The organism is Cytobacillus eiseniae, assembly GCF_017874625.1.
In the GTDB taxonomy this organism is placed as follows: Bacteria; Bacillota; Bacilli; order Bacillales; family Cytobacillaceae; genus Cytobacillus; species Cytobacillus eiseniae.
On record NZ_JAGIKZ010000011.1, the window covers coordinates 40762 to 66144 of the forward strand.

The 25383-nt window shown below is 38.1% G+C and carries 24 protein-coding genes and 1 other annotated feature; of the genes, 1 reads left to right on the forward strand and 23 read right to left on the reverse strand.

The window, feature by feature from the left end; translation table 11 throughout:
• Nucleotides 1–11 precede the first annotated feature (11 nt).
• From glyS to rpsU, 17 genes are all read right to left on the reverse strand, one after another.
• Nucleotides 12–2084, reverse strand: a complete 2073-nt coding sequence (glyS, locus tag J2Z40_RS10955; RefSeq protein WP_066396048.1) for a glycine--tRNA ligase subunit beta — start codon at nucleotides 2082–2084, stop codon at nucleotides 12–14.
• Nucleotide 2085: 1 nt separating this feature from the next.
• Entirely contained in the window at nucleotides 2086–2970 is an 885-nt protein-coding gene (gene glyQ / locus J2Z40_RS10960; RefSeq protein WP_066396050.1) for a glycine--tRNA ligase subunit alpha, read from the reverse strand.
• A 111-nt stretch (nucleotides 2971–3081) separates the two neighbouring features.
• Nucleotides 3082–3271 (reverse strand) — a binding site (T-box leader).
• Between the two features lie 54 nt (nucleotides 3272–3325).
• Nucleotides 3326–4078 carry a DNA repair protein RecO gene (recO, locus tag J2Z40_RS10965; protein WP_066396052.1) on the reverse strand — a complete coding sequence of 251 codons (753 nt, stop codon included), beginning with the start codon at nucleotides 4076–4078 and terminating at the stop codon, nucleotides 3326–3328.
• Nucleotides 4079–4108: 30 nt separating this feature from the next.
• A complete protein-coding gene (locus J2Z40_RS10970) occupies nucleotides 4109–4249 on the reverse strand; it encodes a YqzL family protein (RefSeq protein WP_066396054.1) in 141 nt (46 codons plus the stop codon).
• A gap of 582 nt (nucleotides 4250–4831) precedes the next feature.
• Nucleotides 4832–5746, reverse strand: a complete 915-nt coding sequence (era, locus tag J2Z40_RS10975; protein ID WP_066396056.1) for a GTPase Era — start codon at nucleotides 5744–5746, stop codon at nucleotides 4832–4834.
• Nucleotides 5739–6137: a cytidine deaminase gene (locus tag J2Z40_RS10980; protein ID WP_066396057.1), complete on the reverse strand. Its 399-nt coding sequence runs from the start codon at nucleotides 6135–6137 to the stop codon at nucleotides 5739–5741. Before J2Z40_RS10980 ends, era begins: the two co-directional genes overlap by 8 nt.
• A gap of 231 nt (nucleotides 6138–6368) precedes the next feature.
• On the reverse strand, nucleotides 6369–6752 hold the full coding sequence (locus J2Z40_RS10985; RefSeq protein WP_066396058.1) for a diacylglycerol kinase family protein: 384 nt from the start codon (nucleotides 6750–6752) through the stop codon (nucleotides 6369–6371).
• Nucleotides 6730–7200: an rRNA maturation RNase YbeY gene (gene ybeY, locus J2Z40_RS10990; protein ID WP_066396059.1), complete on the reverse strand. Its 471-nt coding sequence runs from the start codon at nucleotides 7198–7200 to the stop codon at nucleotides 6730–6732. The genes J2Z40_RS10985 and ybeY overlap by 23 nt, the downstream gene beginning before the upstream one ends.
• The gene (locus J2Z40_RS10995) at nucleotides 7197–9389 is read right to left on the reverse strand and encodes an HD family phosphohydrolase (protein ID WP_066396062.1); all 2193 of its coding nucleotides are present in this window, start codon (nucleotides 9387–9389) and stop codon (nucleotides 7197–7199) included. The genes ybeY and J2Z40_RS10995 overlap by 4 nt, the downstream gene beginning before the upstream one ends.
• Nucleotides 9390–9526: 137 nt before the next feature.
• On the reverse strand, nucleotides 9527–10489 hold the full coding sequence (locus J2Z40_RS11000) for a PhoH family protein (RefSeq protein WP_066396063.1): 963 nt from the start codon (nucleotides 10487–10489) through the stop codon (nucleotides 9527–9529).
• Nucleotides 10486–11679 (reverse strand): sporulation protein YqfD, encoded by a 1194-nt coding sequence (gene yqfD, locus J2Z40_RS11005; RefSeq protein WP_066396064.1) that lies wholly within the window; start codon nucleotides 11677–11679, stop codon nucleotides 10486–10488. The genes J2Z40_RS11000 and yqfD overlap by 4 nt, the downstream gene beginning before the upstream one ends.
• A 91-nt stretch (nucleotides 11680–11770) precedes the next feature.
• The gene (gene yqfC / locus J2Z40_RS11010) at nucleotides 11771–12055 is read right to left on the reverse strand and encodes a sporulation protein YqfC (RefSeq protein ID WP_066396065.1); all 285 of its coding nucleotides are present in this window, start codon (nucleotides 12053–12055) and stop codon (nucleotides 11771–11773) included.
• Nucleotides 12056–12126: 71 nt separating this feature from the next.
• On the reverse strand, nucleotides 12127–12591 hold the full coding sequence (locus J2Z40_RS11015; protein ID WP_066396066.1) for a hypothetical protein: 465 nt from the start codon (nucleotides 12589–12591) through the stop codon (nucleotides 12127–12129).
• 37 nt (nucleotides 12592–12628) lie between these two features.
• Nucleotides 12629–13627: a flotillin-like protein FloA gene (floA, locus tag J2Z40_RS11020; RefSeq protein WP_066396068.1), complete on the reverse strand. Its 999-nt coding sequence runs from the start codon at nucleotides 13625–13627 to the stop codon at nucleotides 12629–12631.
• 22 nt (nucleotides 13628–13649) lie between these two features.
• Nucleotides 13650–14930: an NfeD family protein gene (locus J2Z40_RS11025; RefSeq protein WP_083954015.1), complete on the reverse strand. Its 1281-nt coding sequence runs from the start codon at nucleotides 14928–14930 to the stop codon at nucleotides 13650–13652.
• A 402-nt stretch (nucleotides 14931–15332) separates the two neighbouring features.
• The gene (locus J2Z40_RS11030; protein WP_066396071.1) at nucleotides 15333–15776 is read right to left on the reverse strand and encodes a GatB/YqeY domain-containing protein; all 444 of its coding nucleotides are present in this window, start codon (nucleotides 15774–15776) and stop codon (nucleotides 15333–15335) included.
• 17 nt (nucleotides 15777–15793) lie between these two features.
• A complete protein-coding gene (gene rpsU, locus J2Z40_RS11035; protein ID WP_066201342.1) occupies nucleotides 15794–15967 on the reverse strand; it encodes a 30S ribosomal protein S21 in 174 nt (57 codons plus the stop codon).
• A 223-nt stretch (nucleotides 15968–16190) separates the two neighbouring features.
• On the opposite strand from rpsU, the gene J2Z40_RS11040 reads away from it, so the two are divergent.
• Complete coding sequence (locus J2Z40_RS11040; RefSeq protein WP_066396073.1) at nucleotides 16191–17111, forward strand: Na/Pi symporter; 921 nt, start codon at nucleotides 16191–16193, stop codon at nucleotides 17109–17111.
• Nucleotides 17112–17378: 267 nt separating this feature from the next.
• On the opposite strand, the gene deoC is transcribed toward J2Z40_RS11040, so the two are convergent.
• From deoC to dnaK, 6 genes are all read right to left on the reverse strand, one after another.
• The gene (gene deoC, locus J2Z40_RS11045; RefSeq protein WP_066396074.1) at nucleotides 17379–18050 is read right to left on the reverse strand and encodes a deoxyribose-phosphate aldolase; all 672 of its coding nucleotides are present in this window, start codon (nucleotides 18048–18050) and stop codon (nucleotides 17379–17381) included.
• Nucleotides 18051–18230: 180 nt separating this feature from the next.
• Nucleotides 18231–19580: a tRNA (N(6)-L-threonylcarbamoyladenosine(37)-C(2))-methylthiotransferase MtaB gene (mtaB, locus tag J2Z40_RS11050; protein ID WP_066396076.1), complete on the reverse strand. Its 1350-nt coding sequence runs from the start codon at nucleotides 19578–19580 to the stop codon at nucleotides 18231–18233.
• Nucleotides 19581–19586: 6 nt separating this feature from the next.
• A complete protein-coding gene (locus tag J2Z40_RS11055; protein WP_066396078.1) occupies nucleotides 19587–20336 on the reverse strand; it encodes a 16S rRNA (uracil(1498)-N(3))-methyltransferase in 750 nt (249 codons plus the stop codon).
• Between the two features lie 458 nt (nucleotides 20337–20794).
• The gene (prmA, locus tag J2Z40_RS11060; protein ID WP_066399422.1) at nucleotides 20795–21733 is read right to left on the reverse strand and encodes a 50S ribosomal protein L11 methyltransferase; all 939 of its coding nucleotides are present in this window, start codon (nucleotides 21731–21733) and stop codon (nucleotides 20795–20797) included.
• Between the two features lie 20 nt (nucleotides 21734–21753).
• The gene (gene dnaJ, locus J2Z40_RS11065; RefSeq protein ID WP_066396079.1) at nucleotides 21754–22878 is read right to left on the reverse strand and encodes a molecular chaperone DnaJ; all 1125 of its coding nucleotides are present in this window, start codon (nucleotides 22876–22878) and stop codon (nucleotides 21754–21756) included.
• Between the two features lie 672 nt (nucleotides 22879–23550).
• Nucleotides 23551–25383 (reverse strand): molecular chaperone DnaK, encoded by a 1833-nt coding sequence (gene dnaK, locus J2Z40_RS11070; RefSeq protein WP_066396081.1) that lies wholly within the window; start codon nucleotides 25381–25383, stop codon nucleotides 23551–23553.

Below are 25383 nucleotides of genomic sequence, written 5' to 3' on the forward strand. Positions count from 1 at the left end.
GACTCTTAAAATTACTTAACGATGATCTCATTCATATTAGCAAATCTCTTGATTAGTCTAGCAATAACTGCCATTTGACTAAGTCGGTTTACGCGAATTTCCTGTGATTCTGCCATTACCATTGTATGATCAAAATATTGATCAATCTCCGGTTTCATAGAAATAAGAAGATCGAATGCTTCATTTTCTGACAGCTCTTGTTCAAACTGCTCGTTCACAAGCATGTATTTACTATACAATTGTTTTTCAAATTCATTTTCGAATAGATCTCGATTGATAGGACTTTCTTTTTCGGCCTTAGCAGAAATATTTAATACGCGGCTTAACGCCTCAATATTTTCTTTAAAGTCCAGTTGCTCCTTCGCTGCTTCAAGCACTTCCGCTTTTTTCACAAGAGAAGGAAGAGCCCTAATTTCATTGCCTAGCACAGCTTCAATTAAATCATATCTAATCCGCTTTTCTTGAAGAATATGCTTAATGCGTAATTTGAAAAACGCAACCATATCGTTGCTAATTTCACCGATATCCTTTTTCGCAATTCCAGCAGCTTCCATATGTTTTAATGCCGTATGGATGAGCCATTCAAGAGAGATGCCCCACTCTTTATTTAATAATGTTTGTACAATTCCTGTTGCCTGACGTCTTAATGCATACGGGTCTTGAGATCCGCTTGGAATAATTCCAATAGCAAAGCAAGAAGCAATTGTATCCATTTTTTCAGCAATAGAAAGAGCAGCACCTGCTGGGCTATTAGGTGTTTCATCATCGGCATTTCTTGGCATATAATGCTCATTAATTGCTTTGGCAACTTCCTGCTTTTCACCTTTTTGGAGTGCATACTTTTCACCCATAAAACCTTGCAGTTCAGGAAATTCATAGACCATATTTGTAACGAGGTCAAATTTAGCGATTTCAGCCGCTCGATCAACAATCACTTTTTCCTCAGCCGAGAATACTAATACATCTGCCATTTCATTTGCAAGATTACGAACACGTGCAACCTTTTCTGATAATGTACCAATTTCCTCATGATAAACAATCGCGTTCAGCTTTTCGAGTGAAGCATTTATTTCCGTTTTCTGATCTTCTTTATAAAAGAATGAAGCATCAGATAGCCTTGCTCTTAATACTTTTTCATTTCCTTTTGCTACTTTATCAATATGCTCATGTCCTCCGTTGCGAACGGTCACAAAGTATGGCAGAAGCTTATCTCCCGCTGATTTAACAGGAAAATAACGTTGATGCTCCTTCATTGATGTAATTAAAACCTCTTCAGGAATCTCTAGAAACTCTTCCTCAAAACGGCCAAATAATGCGGTTGGGTATTCCACCAGATTTGTAACCTCTTCAAGTAAATCTTCATCAATCGGGATGATCCAATTATTTTCTTCTTCAATTCTTTTTAATTGGGAAACAATCGCACTTTTTCGTTCATCATAATTAACGATGACATATTGGCCTAGTAATGACTTTTCATATTCATTTGCTTCCACAATTTCTATTTTATTTCCAAGGAATCGATGGCCCATTGTCGTATTGCCAGTTTCGACTGTTGCAATACTGAATGGAACTACCTCATTCCCGTATAAAGCAAGAAGCCATTTAATCGGACGAACATATCGCATTTCCTTATCTGCCCAGCGCATATTTTTCGGGAAGGTCATTGCTGTAATAATATGCTCAAGCTCTGGCAATAACGTAATCGTTTCTTGACCTTTAATAAATTTCTTTACATGAACGTATTCAACACCATTTATTTCTTTAAAAAAGATGTCTTCAACATTTGCTCCTTGGCCACGACTAAAGCCAATTGCCGCTTTTGACCATTCCCCATTTACATCTAGAGCAATTTTTTTGGCAGGACCCTTTGCTTCTTCATGGATATCTTCTTGTGATTCAGCAACCCCTTCAACAAGAACGGCTAACCGGCGCGGTGTAGAAAAAGCCGTAATATGATCAAAGGCAATTTTCTTTTCCATTAACCATGCCTGTACTTTATTTGATAGCTGCTCACTTGAGCTTGTCACAAATCTTGCTGGCATTTCCTCCAGCCCGATTTCTAAAAGGAGATCTTTCTTCGCCATCTTATTTCTCCTCCTTTGTTGTTTGTAAAATTGGGAAACCAAGTTTTTCACGCTCTTCATAGAATGTTTTGGCAATTTTCCGTGCTAGGTTTCGACAACGACCAATATATCCTGTTCTTTCAGTAACAGAAATGGCTCCTTTTGCATCTAGCAGATTAAAGGTATGTGAGCATTTCAATACATAATCATAAGCAGGATGTACGAGTCCTTCATCCATTTGACGATGTGCTTCTTTTTCGTAAATTGTAAAGAGATTAAATAGCATTTCTGTATCAGATGTTTCAAATGTATACTTTGAATGCTCATATTCTGGCTGCCCAAAAATATCTCTTACTGTAAATCCATTTGTCCACTCTAAATCAAAGACATTTTCCTTATCCTGAATATAGGACGCAAGACGCTCTATTCCATATGTAATTTCAACAGAAACAGGCTTACATTCTAATCCGCCAACTTGTTGAAAATAGGTAAATTGAGTAATTTCCATTCCATCCAGCCATACTTCCCAGCCTAAACCAGCACAGCCAAGAGAAGGATTCTCCCAGTTATCCTCAACGAAACGAATATCATGCTCAAGTGGATCAATTCCTAATTTCTTCAGTGATTCAAGATACAATTCTTGAATATTGTCAGGCGACGGCTTCATAATGACCTGGAATTGATGGTGCTGATAAAGACGGTTTGGGTTATCGCCATAACGCCCATCAGCAGGACGGCGGGATGGCTCTACATAAGCGACACTCCAAGGCTCAGGACCTATCGCTCGCAAGAACGTATATGGGCTCATTGTTCCAGCCCCTTTTTCCACATCATATGATTGCATTAAAATACAACCTTGTTCTGACCAGTGTTTCTGTAATGTTAATATCATGTTTTGAATATTCATAGGACACCTTCCTTTTTTTAGATATGTGAGGTGAGGGTAGTGACAATTGGCAACCGCCAATCACTCTTATTTTGAGAAAAAACAAAAAACCCCCATCTCTATGCGTTTAAGCATAGGGACGAGAGTTAACCCGCGGTTCCACCCTATTTGCTGCATTCTTAATAGAAGCAGCCACTTTATTGTCAATACGACTCTTGTTGCTCGAGAGTGCCTTCCTTAACTATCCATACCCTAGCTTCCACTATCCTAGGTTCGCTTTTTATCGAGTGAGTTAAGTACTCTTCTCCTTCAATGCAACTATACATTTAATAATAATTTGAATCATAGCCCAATTCATCTTGAAAGTCAATATTCTTTAAAACATTCCATCATACTTGGCCATTTGCTCAAGAAATCTCTTTGTTTTTAAATGTAAGCCTGAATACTCATCATAATAGGCATCTATAATCTTTTTTAATTCAGCCTTTGTCTCAGGCTTAACAGATATGTTTCCAAGCCTAGATAAATCTAAATAATAAAAAATTCGCATGAGCTTCACGGCAGCAGCAGATATTTTGAAATGATAAGGGTCCTTCTCGAGACAGCGGTGGCAAAGGAGCCCCCCTTCTCGAATGGAAAAGGAAAACTGGCCATCCGTATTCCCGCATATGGCACACTGATTTAATACTGGATACAGCCCAAGTATATTCAACATTTTCATTTCAAAAATATTCACGAGGATTTCTGCGTCATAGCCTTCATTGATATAATTTAATATTTGATGCACTAATTCAAATAAATAAGGATTTGGTTTCCGCTCATCCGTACTTTTATCAGTTAGGTCGATTATGTAGCTTGCATAGGCAGTAAGAAATATATCCTCCTTAATCCTTCGCATGGATGAAATCATTTCTCCCTGCTGCAAGCTTCCGAGGCCACTTGTTTTTTGAACTAAAAAATATCCGTATGTAAAAAGCTGGGTGACGGCAGCAAGTCTGCTTTTAGGCTTTTTAGCGCCTCGTGCCATCACACCAATCTTTCCCCATTCACGTGTGTATAGGGTAACAATTTTATTTGTTTCACCATAATTCGTTGTTCTAATCACGATGCCCTCACATTTTTCAAGCATCTCTAGCACCATCCCTAATTACTGACAAACCTATGAGATGGGAAAGTCAATTTCTTGCTCTGCGTCCTGATTTCCGGGTATATCTTGAGTTTCCTTTTCTAGCTCCTTAAAGAGAAGATATGTGTCAATATTACCTGTCTGCGAAAAGACCTTCCAGGTAAAATCCATCATCGAAAACCCCACCTTTCCGTTATTCAACGCAATTTTATTTATCCCAAATCCTTACCATTTATCATAGCCTGTCTTTCCGATTTCATAAGAGAAAAATATTGTAAATCTAAATCATACATATTTTGCATTTGTCCATAATACTTTAGTTATGGATATGAAATAGTCTTTGACTTGCTTCACATAATCCAAATAGGGAGATTACAATGCTTCAGACCAATCTGACTTACACTTGCCGCCTTATAGCAAGCCACTTGTACTTTTCCTTTGGCTGTTTTCGTAAACATTGTTGCTATTTTACACTTAATTTTGGTAAAGGTTGATTTCCGCGCACGTGTGCTCCCTTTCCGCGGGGTAGTCCGCTTGAGCCTCCTCGTCGCTTACGCTCCTGTGGGGTCTCAGCTGTCCTACGCATCCCGCAGGACATTGAGTAGGCTTCTTAGAATTCACACCGCACGAAGGAAATGTGATAGCATTTTCGAGGATCTCGCACCTTCCGCTCCAATCAACCGACCTATTTGGTAAACCATTCATTCTAATATTTGATTTAAAAACAACAATCTTTTAGAAAATAGCTTTTCCTTTTTAATATTCATCGTCCCTAAAGCCAAAATCACGGAGTTGGGACATTTTGTTGCGCCAATCTTTTTGAACCTTTACCCAAAGCTCTAGAAATACCTTTGAACCGAGTAAATTTTCAATATCAAGACGTGCACGCTGACCAATTTCCTTTAGCATTTTTCCTTGCTTGCCAATGACAATCCCTTTTTGTGAATCGCGCTCCACAATAATCGTAGCCATCACATTAACAATCTCTTTGTCATCACGGCTCTCCATTTTATCGATAACGACAGCAAGAGAATGAGGGATTTCTTCCCTTGTTAAATGAAGGGCTTTTTCCCTAATAAGCTCTGAAACAATAAAACGTTCTGGATGATCAGTTACCTGATCTGCTGGGTAATATTGCGGTCCTTCAGGAATATATTTTTTGATTTGCGCAAGCAATGTTTCAACATTATTTCCTTCTAGAGCAGATATCGGAATAATTTCACTAAATTCGTACTTTTCCTTATAGGATTCAATGATAGTCATTAATTTATCCGGGTGAATCTTATCAATTTTATTAATAACTAGAAACACAGGCGTACGAATCGATTGAAACTTTTCCAGAATAAATTCTTCCCCACGGCCATAGCCTTCTTCTGCATTAACCATAAATAAGACTACGTCTACTTCTTTCAGTGTATTCTGGGCAACCTTCATCATAAAATCGCCAAGTTTATGTTTTGGTTTATGAATCCCCGGTGTATCTATGAAAATATATTGAGCATCATCTGTTGTTAAAACACCTTGAACCTTGTTTCTTGTTGTTTGCGGCTTATCACTCATGATAGCGATTTTTTGCCCAATTACTCGATTTAAAAAGGTTGATTTTCCAACATTTGGTCTGCCGATTATTGAAATAAATCCTGATTTATGTTCTTGTTCGATGTTATTCATTCAAATCCTCCGGAGAAAAGGCACCAGGTAATAGCGCTTCAATTGAAATTTCTTGAATATCCCCTTTTAAATTCGTTAAGATCATTTTCATATCTTTAGGGCATAATTCCGCAATAACCTGACGGCAAGCACCACATGGAGAACATGGACGATCTGTATCTGCTACAACAGCCATTGCTGTATACTTTTTATCCCCTTCTGAATACGCTTTAAATAGTGCCGTTCTTTCAGCACAATTACACATGCTGTAAGCTGCATTCTCTATATTACAGCCATGATACACCTTTCCATCTTCTGTTAAAAGTGCCGCTCCTACTTTAAACTTCGAATACGGAACATATGCTTTATCTCTTGCAATTTTCGCTTCTTCAATTAATTCTTCAACATTCACTAAAATGCTTCCTTTCTGACAGAAGAATATTTCTTCTTTATTTTACCTCATTTTAAAAACAAAATCATCGATTGTAGCAAAATCGTAATATAAAAATATTGAATTTTCTAAAAATAGGCACGGATTATTATTTACTGCTTAGTCATTTTAACGAATTTACTGTTCCATTTCAAATGATCAAATAAAAATGACAATTTTAAAAAGAAAACTGCCCAAAATGGGCAGTTCCTGTTAAAAGAATAGGTGGAAAAGCTTTGGTAAAAAAATGATCAATCCGATCATAACAGACATCATCGCATAAATAAGAACAGCCCCTGCTGCGATATCCTTCCCTTGCTTTGCCAAAGGGTGGTATTCCTCAGTTACAAGATCAACGACCCTTTCGATTGCAGAATTCAACATTTCGAGCGACAACATTCCACCGATTGCGAGAATAACAAATAGCCATTCAATCATCGATATGGACAGCCCAATACTAGCGAAGATCACGATAATAGTAATACAAAGATGAATCTTCATATTTCTTTCACTCAAAATTGCCGTACGAATCCCAGTAAAAGCAAAACCAAATGATTTAATGAGCCGGTGCTTTTTACCTTTGGAGGCCGAACTCATCTAAAATGACCTTCTGACGAGAAAACATTTCGATCTCATCTTCTTTTGTTTCATGATCATAGCCAAGAAGATGGAGAAATCCATGAACGGCTAAAAAACCAAGTTCACGTGTGAAAGAGTGCCCATACTCCTCTGCCTGCTCCTTCGCACGTTCAACTGAAATAATGATATCACCTAATATTCTAGGCATGTCTAATCCGACTAGCTCCATTTCTCCTTCTCCCATCTCTTCCATCGCAAAAGAAATGACATCTGTTACAGCATCTTTATTTCGATATTCTTTATTAATCTCTCTTATTTTTTCACTGCTTACGATTGTAATGGATAGTTCACTTTCTGATTCTACTTTTTCATATGCGGCTGCATAATTGAGTAATGCGTTCATCTCGTCCATTTCTTTCTCTGAAAGTTGATTCGTTTCATCTATTAGGTCAATACTTAAACTCATGCTTCTTTCACCTTCTGTTTTGTCATTTCTGGATATTCTATTCTTGAATGGAAGATCCCATTCAACGTTTCACAAAGCACATTTGCAACGGTCTCCAATTCCTTCAATGTTAAATCACATTCATTCAATTGACCGTCCTGAAGTCGATCGGCGATTATATTTCTAACTAATCCTTCAATTTGTTCCGGTGTTGGATGTGACATCGAACGAACAGCAGCCTCTACACTATCAGCGATTCCAATAACAGCCGCTTCCTTTGTTTGTGCTTTTGGTCCAGGATATCGATAATCTTCTTCCTTAACTTCGAGACCGTTTTGACTCGCTTTATGATAAAAAAATTTAAGCAATGTTGTTCCATGATGCTGCTCTGCAATATCAACAATTTCCCGTGGCATTTTGTGCTTTCTTAGCATTTCAGCCCCATCAGTTGCATGAGCAATAATAATATTTTTACTTGTTTGCGATGGCAGTCGATCATGTGGATTTTCAATATTCATTTGGTTCTCAATAAAAAATTGTGGCCTCTTTGTCTTGCCAATATCATGATAATAGCATCCTACCCTTGCAAGAAGCCCGTTTGCACCAATCGCTTCACACGCCGATTCTGATAAATTAGCAACCATCACACTATGATGATAAGTTCCTGGTGCTTCAGTTAAAATTTTGCGAAGCAACGGATGGTTAGGACTTGATAACTCAATAAGTCTCATAGTTGAAAGAATTCCGAAGCCTGCTTCGAAAAATGGCAGCAGCCCGATTGTCAATACAGCCGAGAGTATGCCGGATATTAGGCCAATCGCAAAATAAAATCCATATTCCATCCCATCATATTGACCATTCCTTAAAAACATTAAAGATAAAATAACTAAAATATTGATTCCTGAGACGAACATTCCTGCTTGTAGAATTTTGGCACGCTGATTTTGTTTCGTTAAGAATAGAATGCCTGCGATTCCACTTGATATAATATAGATTCCCGCCGTTACATGGAAGGTACCCGTAATTCCTTCATTAAAAATAATGCTGCCACATAGGCCCATAATAATCGTAAACAATATTGCCATCCGCTCATCGATAAGAATTTTGATAAGCATAGCTCCCATGGCCGCAGGGAAAATATAGCTGATTTCTGAATACTTAAATTCATGGAAAAAGCTGATGCCCTTCATGAGCAAAATCGATAATGTGAAAATAATGCTAAACAATAATAAATAGCTTTGCTTTGTCTCCACATGCACTTTTAACTCATTAAAGTGGTAATAAAGGGCAGCAAGAATAATCAGTGTAAAGAGAGCCAATCCAATGAATGGCTGATTAGAATTCACACTGTCAAGAAGGCCAACAAGCTCCAATTGGCGATAAATATCACTGCTAATTAATTGCTGCTCTTCCACAATGATTTGTCCTTGCAAGATCTTAACTGGTTCAACTACTTCTATTGCTTGCTGTCGATGCTCCTCTGTCGTATTAGGGTCATAGAACTCATTTTGATATACCGCATACCTGCCTAACTCAATAGCAGCCGCTTTTAAGCTCGCATTCAGGCTCGTATATTTTAATTCCTCTTCCAGACGTTTTTTAGCATTTTCAACTTCATCAGCAGGAATTCGACTACTCATCACATTGTTAATCGCCGTCACTGTCACATCTTTTGCTAAATTCAACTCATTTTTTGATGCTTGTACGAGCGAAAGCAATGTTTGATTGGAAACTTCCTTAATTACATCTCCAGTCAATTTTTCTTTCATTCTAGCTAATTTTTCTGACTCTGTTGGCTCTGTTAGCGGGACATAATCTACTTCCCCGTCATCTCCCATTTGTGCCTGTTTTTGCTTCGCTTCTAATTCTTCTTTTATTTCATCATTTACCTCAGTAGCTGAACCAAAGATGGAAGTAATCAGATCGACCCGATTTTGGGCAATTTCTTTTTTAACTACATAGACATCCTTCACTTGGTCGGCAGCTTCTGTTTTCTTTTTTTCCGTACTTGCTTTATCTTCAATTGTAATTGGTGATCGAATGGTTTGTTCAGCAATTGAAAATAAGCTTAAATCAAGCTTTTCTGGTTTTACATTACTGAACATAGCAAAGAACAAGATGACTCCAAGCAAAAGAAATAATAATACTTTAAAAAAAGTCATTTCTAACAGTTTTTTCACTTTTGTCATATAGTGATGGAGCTTTTCCATTAAAATCCCTCCAATCTTAACTAAATAGAATAAGCAATTATGTAAAATGATAACAGTTTTTTATGTAAGATGCATCTTTATTAAAGAAAATATTGTCAATTAATGCAAAAGAAAACCGTACGGATCCTCCGACGGTTTTAGCTTTCATGTTGTCCATATGCGTGAATAATCTTTGCGACGAGCGGATGGCGCACAACATCGCTTTCTTCCAGATGTACAAAGGAGATCCCTTTTACATTTTGAAGAATTTCCTCCCCAACAATCAATCCAGATTTTGCCCCTTTAGGAAGGTCAATCTGCGTCTTATCTCCAGTAATGATCATTTTTGAGCCAAAGCCAAGACGGGTAAGAAACATCTTCATTTGTGCATGTGTCGTATTCTGCGCTTCATCTAAAATAACAAACGCATCGTCAAGCGTTCTCCCTCTCATATATGCCAATGGAGCAATTTCAATTGTTCCTCTTTCAATCATTCTTTCTGTATGCTCTGTCCCTAAAATATCATGTAATGCATCATACAATGGTCTTAAATAAGGGTCTACCTTTTCTTTTAGATCACCAGGCAAGAACCCCAAACTTTCACCTGCTTCAACTGCCGGACGTGTAAGAATAATTCTTTTCACTTGACCATTCTTCAATGCATTCACGGCCATCACTACGGCAAGATACGTCTTCCCTGTTCCAGCAGGACCAATGCCAAAAATAAGATCATTCTTTTTAATTGCACGAATATACTCGCTTTGTCCAATTGTTTTAACTCTAATGATCTTTCCTTTTGCATTCCTAGCTATTTCTTCATTATATAACTCTCTAAAGTATTCCAATGTGCCTTTTTTAGCCATTTGAAGGGCATACATTACATCCCTTTGATTTATTGTAATCCCTTTTCTTATGATCATTAATAATTCAGCCAATATGCGTCCAGCATCCTCCACCTGATTCATTTCTCCAGATATATAGATGGATTCTCCTCGGGTAATGATTGACACATTAAGCTCTTGTTCGATCATGATAATATTTGCATCTGAGTTGCCTAATAAGGAAATGGCTTCATTCGGATTATCAAGTTGTACATTGATTGTTTTCAACTCTTCTGTCATTCTGTCTCTCCTTGAATTAAAGGTTGGGCTACTGCAATATTCTCAATAATTTGGAAATGTATTGATAGTATTACTTTACCATCCTCTACAGACTTGTGTAAAACCTTTTCACCTTTTATTTTATCATTTTCATTTAACTTGTTTCTTATATCATTTCTTGCTTCAACTTTTGCTGCTGCAAATGCTTCTTCATTCGTGAGGATTTTTGTTTCTTGTTCCCGTTCACGTATCGTTGTATGTGTATATGAAATAGGAAGCTCCCATTTTAAAAAACGAAAGTTCTTTTTATTGTACTCTGTTTCAAATTCTTGATACTCTACTTTGCCAAACCCCCAAATTGGCATTTGCCAATCACCAATTCCTATAAAATGCTTTTGTTTTTCATTCCCATTAAAAACTTGGAAGGTCCTTTTCAATGAATATTTAACATCTGTCTTGTACCATGTTTCAGCGAATACTTCTCCTTTAGCTGCTACTATTTCTGTCTTTCCCTCTTTTCCAATTTCTCCAGAAACTAAAAGCTGCCCTGGCTTTACATGGTCATGAATACTAACTATCGGCTGCCCCTCTTCAATGAACATGTCCACAATAACACCTTTCTTTTTGGCAACTAAATGTCCTGGGCTTGCATATTCAGGTTGCTCAGGTTCATTTTTCTCAACTACTTGAAAATGGAAGGTTGTCCCCTTTAACTCAACACCTACCCAAGTAATTTCCTCAATTTGGTTGGAGAGATGCCGTTGAATGCCTTCAACATTTTCGAGTAAAAACTGAAGCTTCCCCTTCTCTACGCCAATTTCATCTAGCTCCTTACGAATTTTATGCTCTGTTTCAGGGCCAGCTCCCTTTATTTCAATGCCCCATACCATATTAGATAGTAAGAAGATGACTAGTAGAAAAGCTGCCGCACCAATAATGAACCCACTATTCTTGATTAATCTTTTGAACAGAAAAGGAATGCCTGTCCTCCTCAAGAAGGTAACTTTACACTCACTTCCCCTTATGATTGGTCTTATTTTATGAACATCTTTAAGTCTCATCTTAATTGTAACTGATTCTGTCCCATGCCTTTTCACATGCCAAATTAAGATGCCATTCCGTGTGAATGTATTAATTAATCGTTCAATCCCTTTGCCTCTTATTTCAACTGTAATAATGCCCCCAATAAACTCGACCCATAAATTGTTCATTTCCTTCCTCCTCTTGCAAATGACCATCATGCTAACTGTGGGAGAGCACACTTGTATTGGATGCTATCCCACTGATCCACTAACTTCTCACCTATTCGTTTAAATAGGTGACTTGATCAACTTGCCCCTCCAGCAATATTTCTTCAGGCAAAATCGTTTTTATGACAAAAGAATTCCCTTTAATAAGGAGCTGACCCTGTTTTAGAAGGAGCCTTAATTCTTTGTCTGAAAATGAAATTAGACCCTTGTGGTTCTCAATATATATATGAATTTGTCCGACCATCGTAATGCGGGGTAAATCCATCATGACATCTTGAGGAAGCTCTAGATTTTTCGTCATCCATTTTTTCATGAATTGACCAAAGTTTTTTGCCATAAAAAAAGAACCCCCCTTCATCTCATATGTATGAAATGAAGGGGGGTTCTAGCACTTTTTTCTTTTTTCATTCACTTGATTTTTCGATTAATCGACCTATGAGGGTTTAACGCTCTTGGTGGACCTAAAATTTCTGCCCAAATAACCCCATCAACTAATTTTTGTTTTTCTATCGAGAGTGCAGGCTTTTTTTCAACAGGTACAATGCTTGGATTGTACAATGTTTTTTCTTCCTTCTTCACAGCCTGCTTCTTGCTCATTTCCTGCATGATCGGCGGCCTATTTTTTATTTCCTGCCGTTTTTTTTCTTCTTGTCTTTTTCTTTCTAAATACTCTCTTTTGATTTGACTTGAAGCATTCCTTGCTTCAGAAGGAATCGGCTCAATTGGATTAGATTGAACAGGCGCTTGCCTTGGGCGTGATTGATTCTGTTTTTGCTGATTTTGCTGATTTTTCCCTTTTCCTTTGCCAAACATGGAGGAAAGCATCGCAATAATAATGAAGAGAATAAACGGATTATCCATTAAAAATTCCAAAGGTAAACCCCTCCTTCCTACAGTTTAGTAGCAGGAATTACTCTTTCCGTCCATCTTTACGGTCATCCGTCACATTGCCAATCGAATCTCTCATGTCTGTATCAGCAGCAATATTTTTGTAATTCATATAATCCATTACACCGATATTGCCTGAACGTAGCGCTTCTGACATCGCCAATGGTACTTGTGATTCAGCTTCAACTACTTTTGCTCTCATTTCTTCTACTTTCGCCTTCATTTCCTGCTCAGCTGCTACAGCCATCGCACGGCGTTCTTCTGCTTTTGCTTGGGCAATTTTCTTATCTGCTTCTGCCTGCTCCGTTTGTAATTCAGCACCGATGTTTTTACCGATGTCCACATCTGCAATGTCAATCGATAATATTTCAAAAGCCGTACCTGCATCCAGCCCTTTTGAAAGAACCGTTTGTGAAATCCTATCAGGATTTTCTAATACTTTTTTATGGTTTTCAGATGAACCAATTGTCGATACAATCCCTTCACCTACACGGGCAACAATCGTTTCTTCACCTGCACCACCGACAAGACGGTCGATATTTGCACGAACAGTAATTCTTGCTTTTGCTTTTACTTCAATCCCATCCATTGCGACACCAGCAATAAATGGTGTTTCAATCACATTTGGGTTAACACTCATTTGTACCGCCTCTAATACATCACGGCCCGCTAGATCGATTGCAGCACTGCGCTCAAATTTCAATTCAATATTTGCTCTATGTGCAGCAATTAATGCATTTACAACACGATCCACATTTCCGCCTGCAAGATAATGGCTTTCTAATTGATTCGTTGTTACATCCAATCCTGCTTTATGCGCTTTAATAAGTGGATTGATAACTCGACTCGGAATAACCCGACGGAGACGCATTCCTACTAGCGTGAATATACTTACCTTGACACCAGCTGCTAATGCAGAAATCCATAGCATAACTGGAACAAATGTTAATAAAATGGCCAATACAATAATAGCTCCTACAACAATGAGCAATGTGATAATAGAAATTGCATCAAATGGCATATTTCTTCCTCCTACATCTTTATTATTTACTTAAATTTGTGATCTCTCTAACGACAATTCGTGAACCTTCAGCTTTCACAACTCGTACCCGTGCATCCTTCAAAATAAACGCACCTTCACTCACAGCATCAATTCGCTCATCCTCAATCACAATCGTGCCCGATGGTCTTAAAGCTGTCACAGCATATCCTTCTAAGCCAATCAGTTCAAGTCTATTCTTATTTGAGACATAGCCTTGTTCTGTTTTTGTTGCATCCGTTAAAATCATCTTCCTGAATATTTTCATCTTTTTACCAAACACCTTTATCATTAAAATAGATGCTAAGATTGCTACACTTATCGCTATTAATATCGATATCCCCATATGAATGACATTGTCTGATGCGAGAAAAAGACTTCCAAAAATTGCAGCAGTTCCTAAAGTACCTGCTATCCCTCCAGGCAGGAAAAACTCTGCAATGATCAAACCAATACCTATAAGAAATAAGATTAACGTCTCAAATCCTGCTAGACCTGCAACTAAATGCCCGTAAAAAAATAACAATAATGCACTGATTCCCATAAGGCCTGGAATCCCAAAGCCTGGTGAATATAATTCTACAACAAGCCCAATGCTTCCAATGGATAGAAGGATTGGAATAATAACAGGATTCGTAATAAAGCGAGCTAGTTTTTCAGCAAAGCTTTCATCGAGCATTCTTATTTCTGCATTTGAAAATCCAAGCGTTTCAACTAGTTCTGTTAAGTTAGCTACTGTCCCTTTTGAATAACCGACCTCAAGCGCAGCCTCTGTTCCTAACGTTAATAGTTCGCCTTTCGGTGCATCATACTTAGGTAGATCAACAGATTCATCCGCCATTGCCCGTGCATAGCTTGGATTTAATTTATGTTGCTTTGCCGCTTCTTCCATTGCCGCAAACCAATAGGATTCCGCTTTCTTCCCGGCCGTATTTCCTTGCTGGTCAATAATAGCAGCAGACCCCATCGTAGCTCCTGGAACCATATAAATCTCGTCCGTATTCAGAGAAATATAAGCACCTGCTGATAATGCCTGATTATTAATAAATGCGATTGTCTTCAAATCTGTTGAGGATAATAATTTCCCAATTTTCCCTGCCGCATCAACGACTCCACCAGGCGTATCAATCTCAAAAATGATTGCAGACGCATTTGCTTCTTCAGCCGTTTTTACTGCCCTGCTTAAAAAAGCATACAACCCTTTTTCAACAGTCTCTTCAATTGGTGCAACATATACAACTTCATTCGTAGCATTTCCTTTAAAAGGAATGATGAGTAAGATCATAGCAAAAAGAAATGAAAAAACGATAAGATATCTTCTAAACTTCACGCTTCCCCCTCCCTCCCAAAAGTTATCTTCTATTGTATACGTTTTCACATAAAGAAAGGTTTCATTATTTTTTCTTATTTCATATATCTATGATAGCTTATTTTCCAGAAAATAAAAATAATAATGCCTAAATGAAGAAAGACAGCCCATCGAAAAGAACTTAATAAAAGGCTGTTTTCGCAAACATTGTTTCTTACTAAGATAAAGTTGCTAAAGGTTGATTTCCGCGTACGTGTGCTCCAATCAACCGACTTAATTGGTAAAACATTTGATTCAAAAGCAACAATCTTTTTAGAAAAGAGCCTAATAAAAAGACCGAAAGCAATAAGCTTACGGTCTTTTATACATATTCGTTTTTTATGAAAGGTGTTGTTGTACAAGTTTATTTACAACTGCTCCATCTGCTTTTCCTTTAACTTTCGGCATAATGGCAGCCATTACTTTACCCATTTCAGCTTTTGACGCAGCACCCATTTCAGCAATTGCCTCCTGGACAATCTTAGAAACTTCCTCTTCAGAAAGCTGTTCAGGCATATATAATTCGACGAACTGAAGTTCTGTCCGAATTTTTTCTACAAGGTCTTCGCGACCTGCTTTATCAAATTCGTGGAGGGAATCCTTGCGTTGCTTAACTTCACGAGAAAGGACAGTAAGCTCCTGCTCTGCAGATAGTTCTGTTCCAAGCTTGATTGCCTCATTTTGCAAAGAAGCTTTAACCATGCGGATAACAGTTAGCTTAACTTTTTCTTTATTCCTCATCGCTTGTTTCATATCCTCATTTAAACGCTCGAGAAGACTCAAATTACATACACCCTCTCTTAGAACTTACGTTTTCTTGCAGCCTCAGACTTTTTCTTACGTTTAATACTTGGTTTTTCGTAGAATTCGCGCTTTCTAGCTTCTTGCAAAGTACCAGTTTTAGAAACTGAACGTTTGAAGCGACGAAGAGCATCTTCAAGCGATTCGTTTTTACGAACGACGGTTTTAGACATTCTATTCCCTCCCTCCGAACACAACACACTAACACAACATGTTTTCCATGTACTTTGCAATTATAATATAACAGCGTACCTGAGGTCAACTGTAATTAGCCTGTAATGAATGTGTTTTCCCATGAAAATATTGAGAATTGCCCCTGCAAAACATGCTTGAAATATAATTTCGAGGCATGTCCCCTATAATTGTGTAATAGATATAGATGTAGGGGGTGGGGGCTTGACCCAGCTAATCTTTTTTATTCTGTTAGTTGGTTTATTTATTTACGGGATGACGCTTTTGCGGTCAGGTCTAATGAACTTATCTGCAGATTCATTAAAAATATGGCTTGTAAAATTAACGAATGCACCATGGAAAGGTGTTATTGTTGGTACATTAATTACTGCAGTTTTGCAAAGCAGCTCCGCAGTTATGATTATTACAATTGGTTTAGTTTCAGCCAGGATGCTTAGTTTTCCCCAATCAATTGGGATCATTCTAGGAACAAATATCGGAACGACTTTCACGACAGAAATCATCACTTTTGATATAGAGGCCTATCTTATTCCGATTGCCATTATTGGATCCATCCTTGCTTTAATGAAAAAGAGAAATCTCCGCAGTACTGGATTTACCTTACTTGGTATTTCATGTGTTTTCGCAGCCATGAGGGGATTTGAGTACTTTGCAGATACGTTAAAAAGTATAGAATTTATTAATCAATTGCTGCTCACTTTAAACGAGAGCCATCTGTATGCTGTATTAGCAGGAATCGTAATAACAGCAATCATTCAATCTAGTACAGCAACCACAGGTATCGTAATGGGCTTCCTAACAGCAGGTACGATGGATTTGGATACTGGAATCGCTATTATGCTTGGATCTAATATTGGTACATGTGTGGATGCTTATTTAGCTTCAATCGGCTCTGGAAGGGAAGCAAAGCTTTCTGCTTATGCACATATTTGGTTAAATATTATAGGTGTGATTATCTTCTATCCATTTATAGGCATGCTTGCAGCTTTTGGCATTCAATTAGCATCTGAAGCAGACGTTCAGCTTGCCCATATTAGTGTTATTTTTAATGTACTTTCTTCCCTTCTTGTCCTTCCGTTTGCTTCATTGTTTGGCAAGTTCATTATCCGGCTACATGATCGTTAGACCTCTGATTAACGAACAAATGCGTAGGCACCTTGATTATCTCGCCGTACAAATGGCTAACTGCCCCTCTCGATAAAGGAAACACGGTATGCGCTAGCGATACCGTACTTGACGCAATCATTGCGGAGCAGTATTGAAGTTTGATAGCGATAGGCGCCGAAGCTGGACGTAGACTAAACTACTCATAAAGTTATACACAATGCGCGATTTTATAGTTTCCTAAAAATAAAAAAAATAAATGCCGGAAAATCCGGCATTTACTTTCTTTTAATAATCAGAATCACTTGTTAAGCCATTTACAATCGCAGCACCCGAGCTTGCTCCGATTCTTGTTGCACCCGCTTTAATCATATTATCCGCATCTTCTGCACTTCTAACTCCGCCAGATGCTTTCACGCCGATATCAGGACCAACTGTTTTTCTCATAAGAGCGATATCTGCTGCTGTTGCTCCTCCAGTAGAGAAACCAGTAGAAGTTTTCACATAATCTGCACCAGCTTGAACTGATAGCTCACATGCTTTTACTTTTTCTTCTTCTGTTAGCAGGCAAGTTTCAATGATTACTTTTGTAAGTGCTTTTCCTTTTGCTGCGTCAACAACTGCACGAATGTCACTTTCAACTACATCATACTGTCCACTTTTTAGTGCACCAATATTAATTACCATATCAACTTCTGTTGCCCCATGTTCAATCGCATTTTTTGTTTCAAATGCTTTTGTTTCTGATGTACTAGCTCCTAATGGAAAGCCAATTACTGTGCAGACTTTAACTTCAGTTCCGTAAAGCATTTCAGCTGATAATTTTACCCAAGTTGGATTCACACAAACAGATGCAAAATTGTATTCTTTCGCTTCTACACAAATTTTCTCGATTTGCTCTTTCGTTGCATCTGCCTTTAGTAATGTATGGTCGATCATTTTTGCTACATTATTAGTCATTTCTTTTATAAACTCCCTTCAATTCAAACGAGTTGTACGTACCTCTGATATCATACCATGTCCTATTAAAAATATCGAGCACTATGATCGTCTTATCATCATTATTCTTATTCTATCCCGTTTTGATTTTGGCAATTCTTCAAAAAAGGAATTACCCAATAGGCAATTCCTTTCACAAATCTATACAGCCGCTTCTTCCTGCTCAAGCTCTTCAAGAACTCGTATAAATTCACCCTCATTGTATGGATAGCCTGCTTTTGCAAGCTTTACCTTTACAATTTGGCCAACCATTGCTTCTGTTGCTGGGAATATGAGCTTTAAATAGTTATCCGTGTAACCGATATATAATCCGCTATTTGGAACATCCTTGAATTCTTCCTCTGGAATCACTTCAAGTACTTCCCCTTCAAATTGAGAAGCATACTCTTTTGCTAGTTGATCAGATAAGGTTATTAATCGATGAACACGTTCATTCTTTACTTCCTCATCGACTTGATCTTCCATTCTTGCTGCCGGTGTACCCGTACGTTTTGAATAAGGGAAAACATGCAGCTCTGAAAATTTATGTTTTTTAATAAAGTTGTATGTTTCCATAAATTCTTCTTCTGTTTCTCCAGGGAATCCAACAATTACATCTGAGGTAACGGCTAATCCTGGAAGTACTTCTTTTAAGCGCTCCAAACGCTCTGCGAAAAATTCCATCGTGTATTTACGGCGCATTCTTTTTAGAACTGTATTAGAACCAGATTGAATAGGTATATGAAGATGTCTAACTATCATCTTTGATTCCTTGATGACTGCAATGACTTCATCGGTAATTTGACTTGCCTCAATCGAAGAGATACGAATTCTTTTTAGTCCCTTCACTTGAGCCTCCATATCTTTTAGAAGCATAGCAAGATTGTAATCCTTCATGTCTTCCCCATATCCGCCTGTATGAATCCCTGTTAAAACGATTTCTTTATACCCAGCATCAACTAATTGCTGTGCCTGGCGAATTACTTCTTTCGGATCTCTAGATCTCATTAAGCCACGTGCCCATGGAATAATACAGAACGTACAGAAATTATTACAGCCTTCTTGAATTTTCAATGAGGCACGTGTACGATCTGTGAAAGCAGGAACGTCTAATTCTTCATACACACGGTTTTTCATAATATTGCCAACACCGTTAATTGGTTGACGCTCTTCATTGTATTGCTTAATATAATCGAGCATCTTCACTCGATCCTGCGTACCGACAACGATATCTACACCAGGAATAGCCATAATTTCTGCTGGAGAAGTTTGTGCATAACAGCCTGTTACACAAATAACCGCATTCGGATTTTTCCTAATCGCTCTGCGAATGACTTGGCGGCTTTTTTTGTCACCTGTATTTGTGACCGTACAAGTATTAATAATATAAACATCTGACATCGATTCGAAATCGACACGGTCATAGCCTTCTTCTTTAAAAAGCTGCCAGATGGCTTCTGTTTCGTAATGGTTTACTTTACAACCAAGTGTATGAAATGCAACTGTTGGCATATATATTCACTCCAATAATTCAAAATGATAAGAAGCTGCTGATAACACATATAGTGGAGCTGTTTCAGTCCTTAAAATCCTTGGACCTAATCCACATGCTTTAAACCCATTTTCTTTTAAACTAGAAACTTCTTGCTCTGTTAGACCGCCTTCAGGTCCGAAAACAAATAGTAAGGATTGGCCATTTTTCATTTCAGCTAAGGTTTGCGTTAGGACTGATGCTTCTCCTTGCTTTGCTTCATCCTCATACGCAATTAATTTATAATCAAAGCTTTCACTTTTTTGAATTAACGACTTTATATTAAGAGGAGAAGAGACTTTAGGAATAATTGTTCGATGACTTTGCTCAGCTGCTTCTTTTGCAATTTTTTGCCATCGTTCTATTTTTTTTGCTGCCTTTTTCTCATCCCATTTTACTACTGAGCGCGCTGAAATAAAAGGGATAAACTGAAAAGCGCCTAGCTCAGTCCCTTTTTGGATAATCAACTCTAGCTTATCCCCTTTAGGCAGTCCACTCACAATTGTAATACCTACTGGTAATTCAGATGACGCCTCCATCCATTGTACAACTTCTGCAATTACTTGTTCATCGGTAATTTCTGCAATTCGGCAAATCGCACTTTGATTAGACGAATCAACACAAATGATTTGATCTCCTTCTTTCATTCGCATCACACGAATAATATGGTGAACATCCTCATTCGTAATCGTAAACCGATTATCAATGGAAGGCTGATTAACGAAATAGCGCTGCACGTAATGGCACCTTCTTTCTAACACAATGTCAATAATGCTCGTTCGATTTATTAGTCAAACGGAAAGATGTTTTTAAAAGGCTCTTTTTGCATACATTGTTGCTTATTAAGAAAAGGTTGGTAAATGGTTGATTTCCACGCACGTGTGCTCCCTTTCCGCGGGGTATTCCGCTTGAGCCTCCTCGGAGCATCCGCTCCTGCGTAAGTCTCAGCTGTCCTACGCATCTAAGCAGGACATTGAATAATCTTCCTGAATTGACACCGCACGAAGGAAATGCAACAGCATTTTCGAGGATCTCGCACCTTCCGCTCCAATCAACCAACAAAGTTGGCCAACTATATTAATTAATTTATACACTTGATTCAAAAGCAACAATTTTTTAGAAAACAGCCTTTAAAAAATCATATATAATGGCGATAAAAAGGAGGACATCATCTCAGTCCTCCATTTCTTAATCGCTACTTTTTCTTTCCAATAATCGCAATCCAGTCTTCCATATGGAGAATTTCTTCAATTTCGAAACCTGCTTGAATTATTGCTTCTTTTACTTCTTCTTTTTTCGGTTCAATAATTCCAGAAGCGATGAAATAGCCACCTTGTTTAACAACTGACGCTACATCATCTGTAAAACGGAGAATGACTTCTGCCAAAATATTAGCAACAACTATATCCGCACCCGTTTCGACTCCATCAAGTAAGTTATTTTGTGAAACATTAACAATTTGATTCACATTGTTTAGCTCGATATTTTGTTTAGCCGATTGAACTGCAACTTCATCAAGATCAAGAGCCATAACTTTTTCTGCACCTAGCATAGCTGCAGCAATACTTAAAACACCTGAACCTGTACCAACATCAACCACATTGTCACCTTGTTGGACGGTACGTTCTAATGCTTGGATACACATTACAGTCGTCGGATGTGTCCCTGTTCCAAATGCCATTCCAGGATCAAGTTCAATAATAAGCTCATCACTTGATACAGGTGTATATTCTTCCCATGTCGGAACAATTGTAAACCGTTCAGATATTTTCACTGGATGATAATACTTCTTCCAGGCGGTTGCCCATTCTTCCTCATTGACTTCGTTAATACTGACTGCATTTTTACCAATATCAATATTATATTGAACGAGATTATTAATCGATTCTTTCATTTCATCGACCGTTTCAGCAAGAAAGCTATTTTCAGGCAAATAAGCTTTGATTATAACTCCTTCATCTGGAAAGTCATTAGGATTGAGCTCGTAAATTTCACCGAATTGATCTTTTCTTTCCTTTACTAGCTCAAAGGGATCCTCAATGACTACCCCACTGGCTCCGGCCTCATGTAAAATATTTGAAATCGGTTCAACCGCCTCATTTGTTGTATGAATACTGATTTCTGACCATTTCACACGTACCAACTCCATTCGTTTTAATCACCCTTAAATGCACGTTTCACTTTTGCAAAAAAGCTTTCTTCCTGTTCACCTTGAGGGACTTGCCCACTCACTTCAGCAAAATCATGAAGCAACTGTCTTTGTTTTTCTGATAGCTTTGTTGGGGTAATAATACGAACGATAATATGCTGATCGCCCTTTCCATACCCTCTAACATTCGGAATTCCCTTTTCTTTAAGACGGAATTTTGTCCCTGTTTGTGTACCTGCTGGGACTTTTAATTTCACTTTGCCGTAAAGGGTTGGTACCTCGACTTCATCACCTAATGCTGCTTGCACGAAAGTGATCGGCATTTCACAATATACATCATCCCCATCACGCTCAAAAAACTCATGTGAACGAACATGGAAAACAACATATAAATCACCAGATGGTCCGCCATTAATTCCTGGTTCACCTTGAGCAGATACTCGAAGCTGCTGTCCATCATCGATTCCAGCTGGGATCTTCACTTGTATTTTTTTACGTTTTTTCACTTTGCCAGCACCGCTACATGTAGAACACTTATGCTTAATTTGTTTCCCAGTTCCATTACAGTTATGACAAACACGGCGATTAACAATTTTACCAAATGGGGTGTTTTGCTCAACATTTAGCTGACCTGAGCCATGACATTGATTACAAGTTTCAGGCTTCGTACCAGATTTAGCCCCTGATCCATTACATGTTTCACATGTTTCTTCACGAGGAATTTCAATTTCCGTTTCTTTCCCGAAAACAGCATCCTCAAAGGATAGGGTCATTGTATATTGCAGGTCAGCCCCTTGCCTTGGTGCATTTGGATCACGACGTCTAGAGCCGCCTCCGCCACCGAAGAACGAACTGAATATGTCCTCAAAACCGCCAAAGCCTTCAAAGCCACCGCCACCAAAGCCTTGATTTGGATCTGTGTGACCAAACTGGTCATAATGTGCCTTTTTCTGATCATCACTTAACACTTCATATGCTTCTTTTACTTCTTTAAATTTCACATCAGCATCTGGCTCTTTATTAATATCTGGATGATACATTTTAGATAACTTTCGATAAGCCTTTTTTATTTCATCCTTGGTCGCGCCTTTGCTGACACCAAGGACTTCATAATAATCCCTTTTATCCATGAGATTTACACTCCCCGATTCATTTCACATAAAGATTATTCTATCATTGTCTATCTTAATTGTGCAACAAAAGTTGTATGTTGTCATACTTCTTTGCCATTATTAAAAAATAAATAGTTAAGTTGAGATTTTTCTGGAGGAATTCCTGCTTTATTGCGATTTGCCTACTTTTATTTGCGAATTCCATTCTTTATTTGCGATTTTCCAACTTTTTTTGCGAATTTCATTCTTTATTTGCGATTTGCCAACTTTTTTTGCGAATTTCATTCTTTATTTGCAATTTGCCAACCTTTTTTTGCGAATTTCATTCTTTATTTGCGATTTGCCAACTTTTTTTGCGAATTTCATTCTTTATTTGCGATTTGCTAACTTTTTTTGCGAATTTCATTCTTATTTGCGATTTGCCAACTTTTTTTTGCGAATTTGACTCTTTTTTTGCAATTTCCAAACTTTATTTACGAAGCTTCCTCATATGCAAGCCTCTCTTTAAGTTATATAAATCAGAAAAGTCAAAGCCAAGAAATCCTGACTTTGACTTTAAAAAAGCAGTAGTGCTATCTAAAGGCAATGAATGAATATAAGCTATGCCAGCAGAATGGTTATTCTGCTGAATCAGCTTATATCTTTTGCCCCAGCACTGTAACTGGATCGTTCTATATATTAGGTTACTGATTATTTATCGTCATTAACCTCTTCGAATTCTGCGTCAACTACGTTGTCATCATTGCTTTTTTCTGGTTGGCCATCGGCTCCCCCGGCAGCTTGAGCTTGCTGTGCAGCTTCTTCATATAGCTTCATTGTTAAAGCTTGAACGATTTCTTGTAAAGCATCTTTCTTTGCTTTGATTTCTTCTAAATCATTCTTCTCAATTGCTGCTTTTAAAGCATCCTTCGCTTCGTTTGCTTTTGCAACCTCAGCTTCGTCTACTTTGCCTTCAAGATCTTTCAATGTTTTTTCAGTTGTAAAGACAAGCTGATCTGCTTCATTGCGAAGCTCAACTTCTTCTTTACGCTTTTTATCTGCTTCAGCATTTTCTTCAGCTTCTCTTACCATCTTATCGATCTCTTCGTCTGATAAACCAGTTGAAGATTTGATTGTGATAGCTTGCTCTTTATTTGTTCCAAGATCTTTTGCACGTACGTTTACAATTCCGTTTTTATCGATATCAAAAGATACTTCAATTTGCGGAATTCCTCTTGGTGCAGGAGGAATATCTCCTAGTTGGAATCGGCCTAGAGTCTTATTATCAGCAGACATTGGACGTTCTCCTTGAAGCACGTGAATATCTACAGCCGATTGGTTATCAGCAGCTGTTGAGAATACTTGAGATTTAGATGTTGGAATCGTTGTATTACGATCGATTAGCTTCGTAAATACGCCACCCATTGTTTCGATTCCAAGTGAAAGTGGTGTTACGTCTAGAAGAACAACATCTTTCACATCTCCAGTAATTACTCCACCTTGAATAGCTGCACCCATTGCAACGACTTCATCTGGGTTAACCCCTTTATGTGGCTCTTTACCTGTTGCTTTTTTGATTGCTTCTTGTACAGCAGGAATACGAGTAGATCCACCAACAAGAATAACACGATCAATTTCAGAAGCTGATAGGCCAGCATCGCTTAATGCTTGACGAGTTGGTCCCATCGTACGTTCAACTAAATCTGAAGAAAGTTCATCAAATTTCGCTCTTGATAATGTCACTTCAAGGTGTAATGGACCTGCTTCGCCAGCTGTAATGAAAGGCAAGGAAATTTGAGTCGAAGTGACGCCAGAAAGATCCTTTTTCGCTTTTTCAGCTGCATCCTTTAAGCGTTGTACAGCCATTTTATCTTTAGAAAGATCAATGCCATTGTCTTTTCTGAATTGTTCTACTAAATAATCGATAATCACTTGGTCAAAGTCATCTCCGCCAAGGCGATTATCACCAGCAGTTGATTTTACTTCAAATACACCATCGCCTAATTCAAGAATCGATACGTCAAATGTACCACCACCAAGGTCATACACTAGAACCGTTTGATCTTCATCTGTTTTATCCATTCCATAGGCTAATGCAGCAGCTGTCGGCTCATTAATGATACGTTCCACTTCAAGACCTGCAATTTTCCCTGCATCTTTTGTTGCTTGACGCTCTGCATCATTGAAGTAAGCAGGAACAGTCACTACTGCTTTTGTTACTTGTTCGCCAAGGTATTCTTCAGCATATGATTTTAAATACTGAAGGATGATTGCAGAAACCTCTTGAGGTGAATACTCTTTTCCTTCAACTTCAACCTTATAATCTGTACCCATATGACGCTTTACAGACATAATCGTATTTGGATTTGTAATGGATTGGCGCTTAGCCACTTCCCCAACTTGACGTTCTCCATTTTTAAATGCTACGACAGAAGGCGTTGTACGATTGCCCTCTGGATTTGGAATTACCTTCGCTTCTCCACCTTCTAAAACAGAGACACATGAGTTTGTCGTACCTAAATCGATTCCAATGATTTTGCTCAT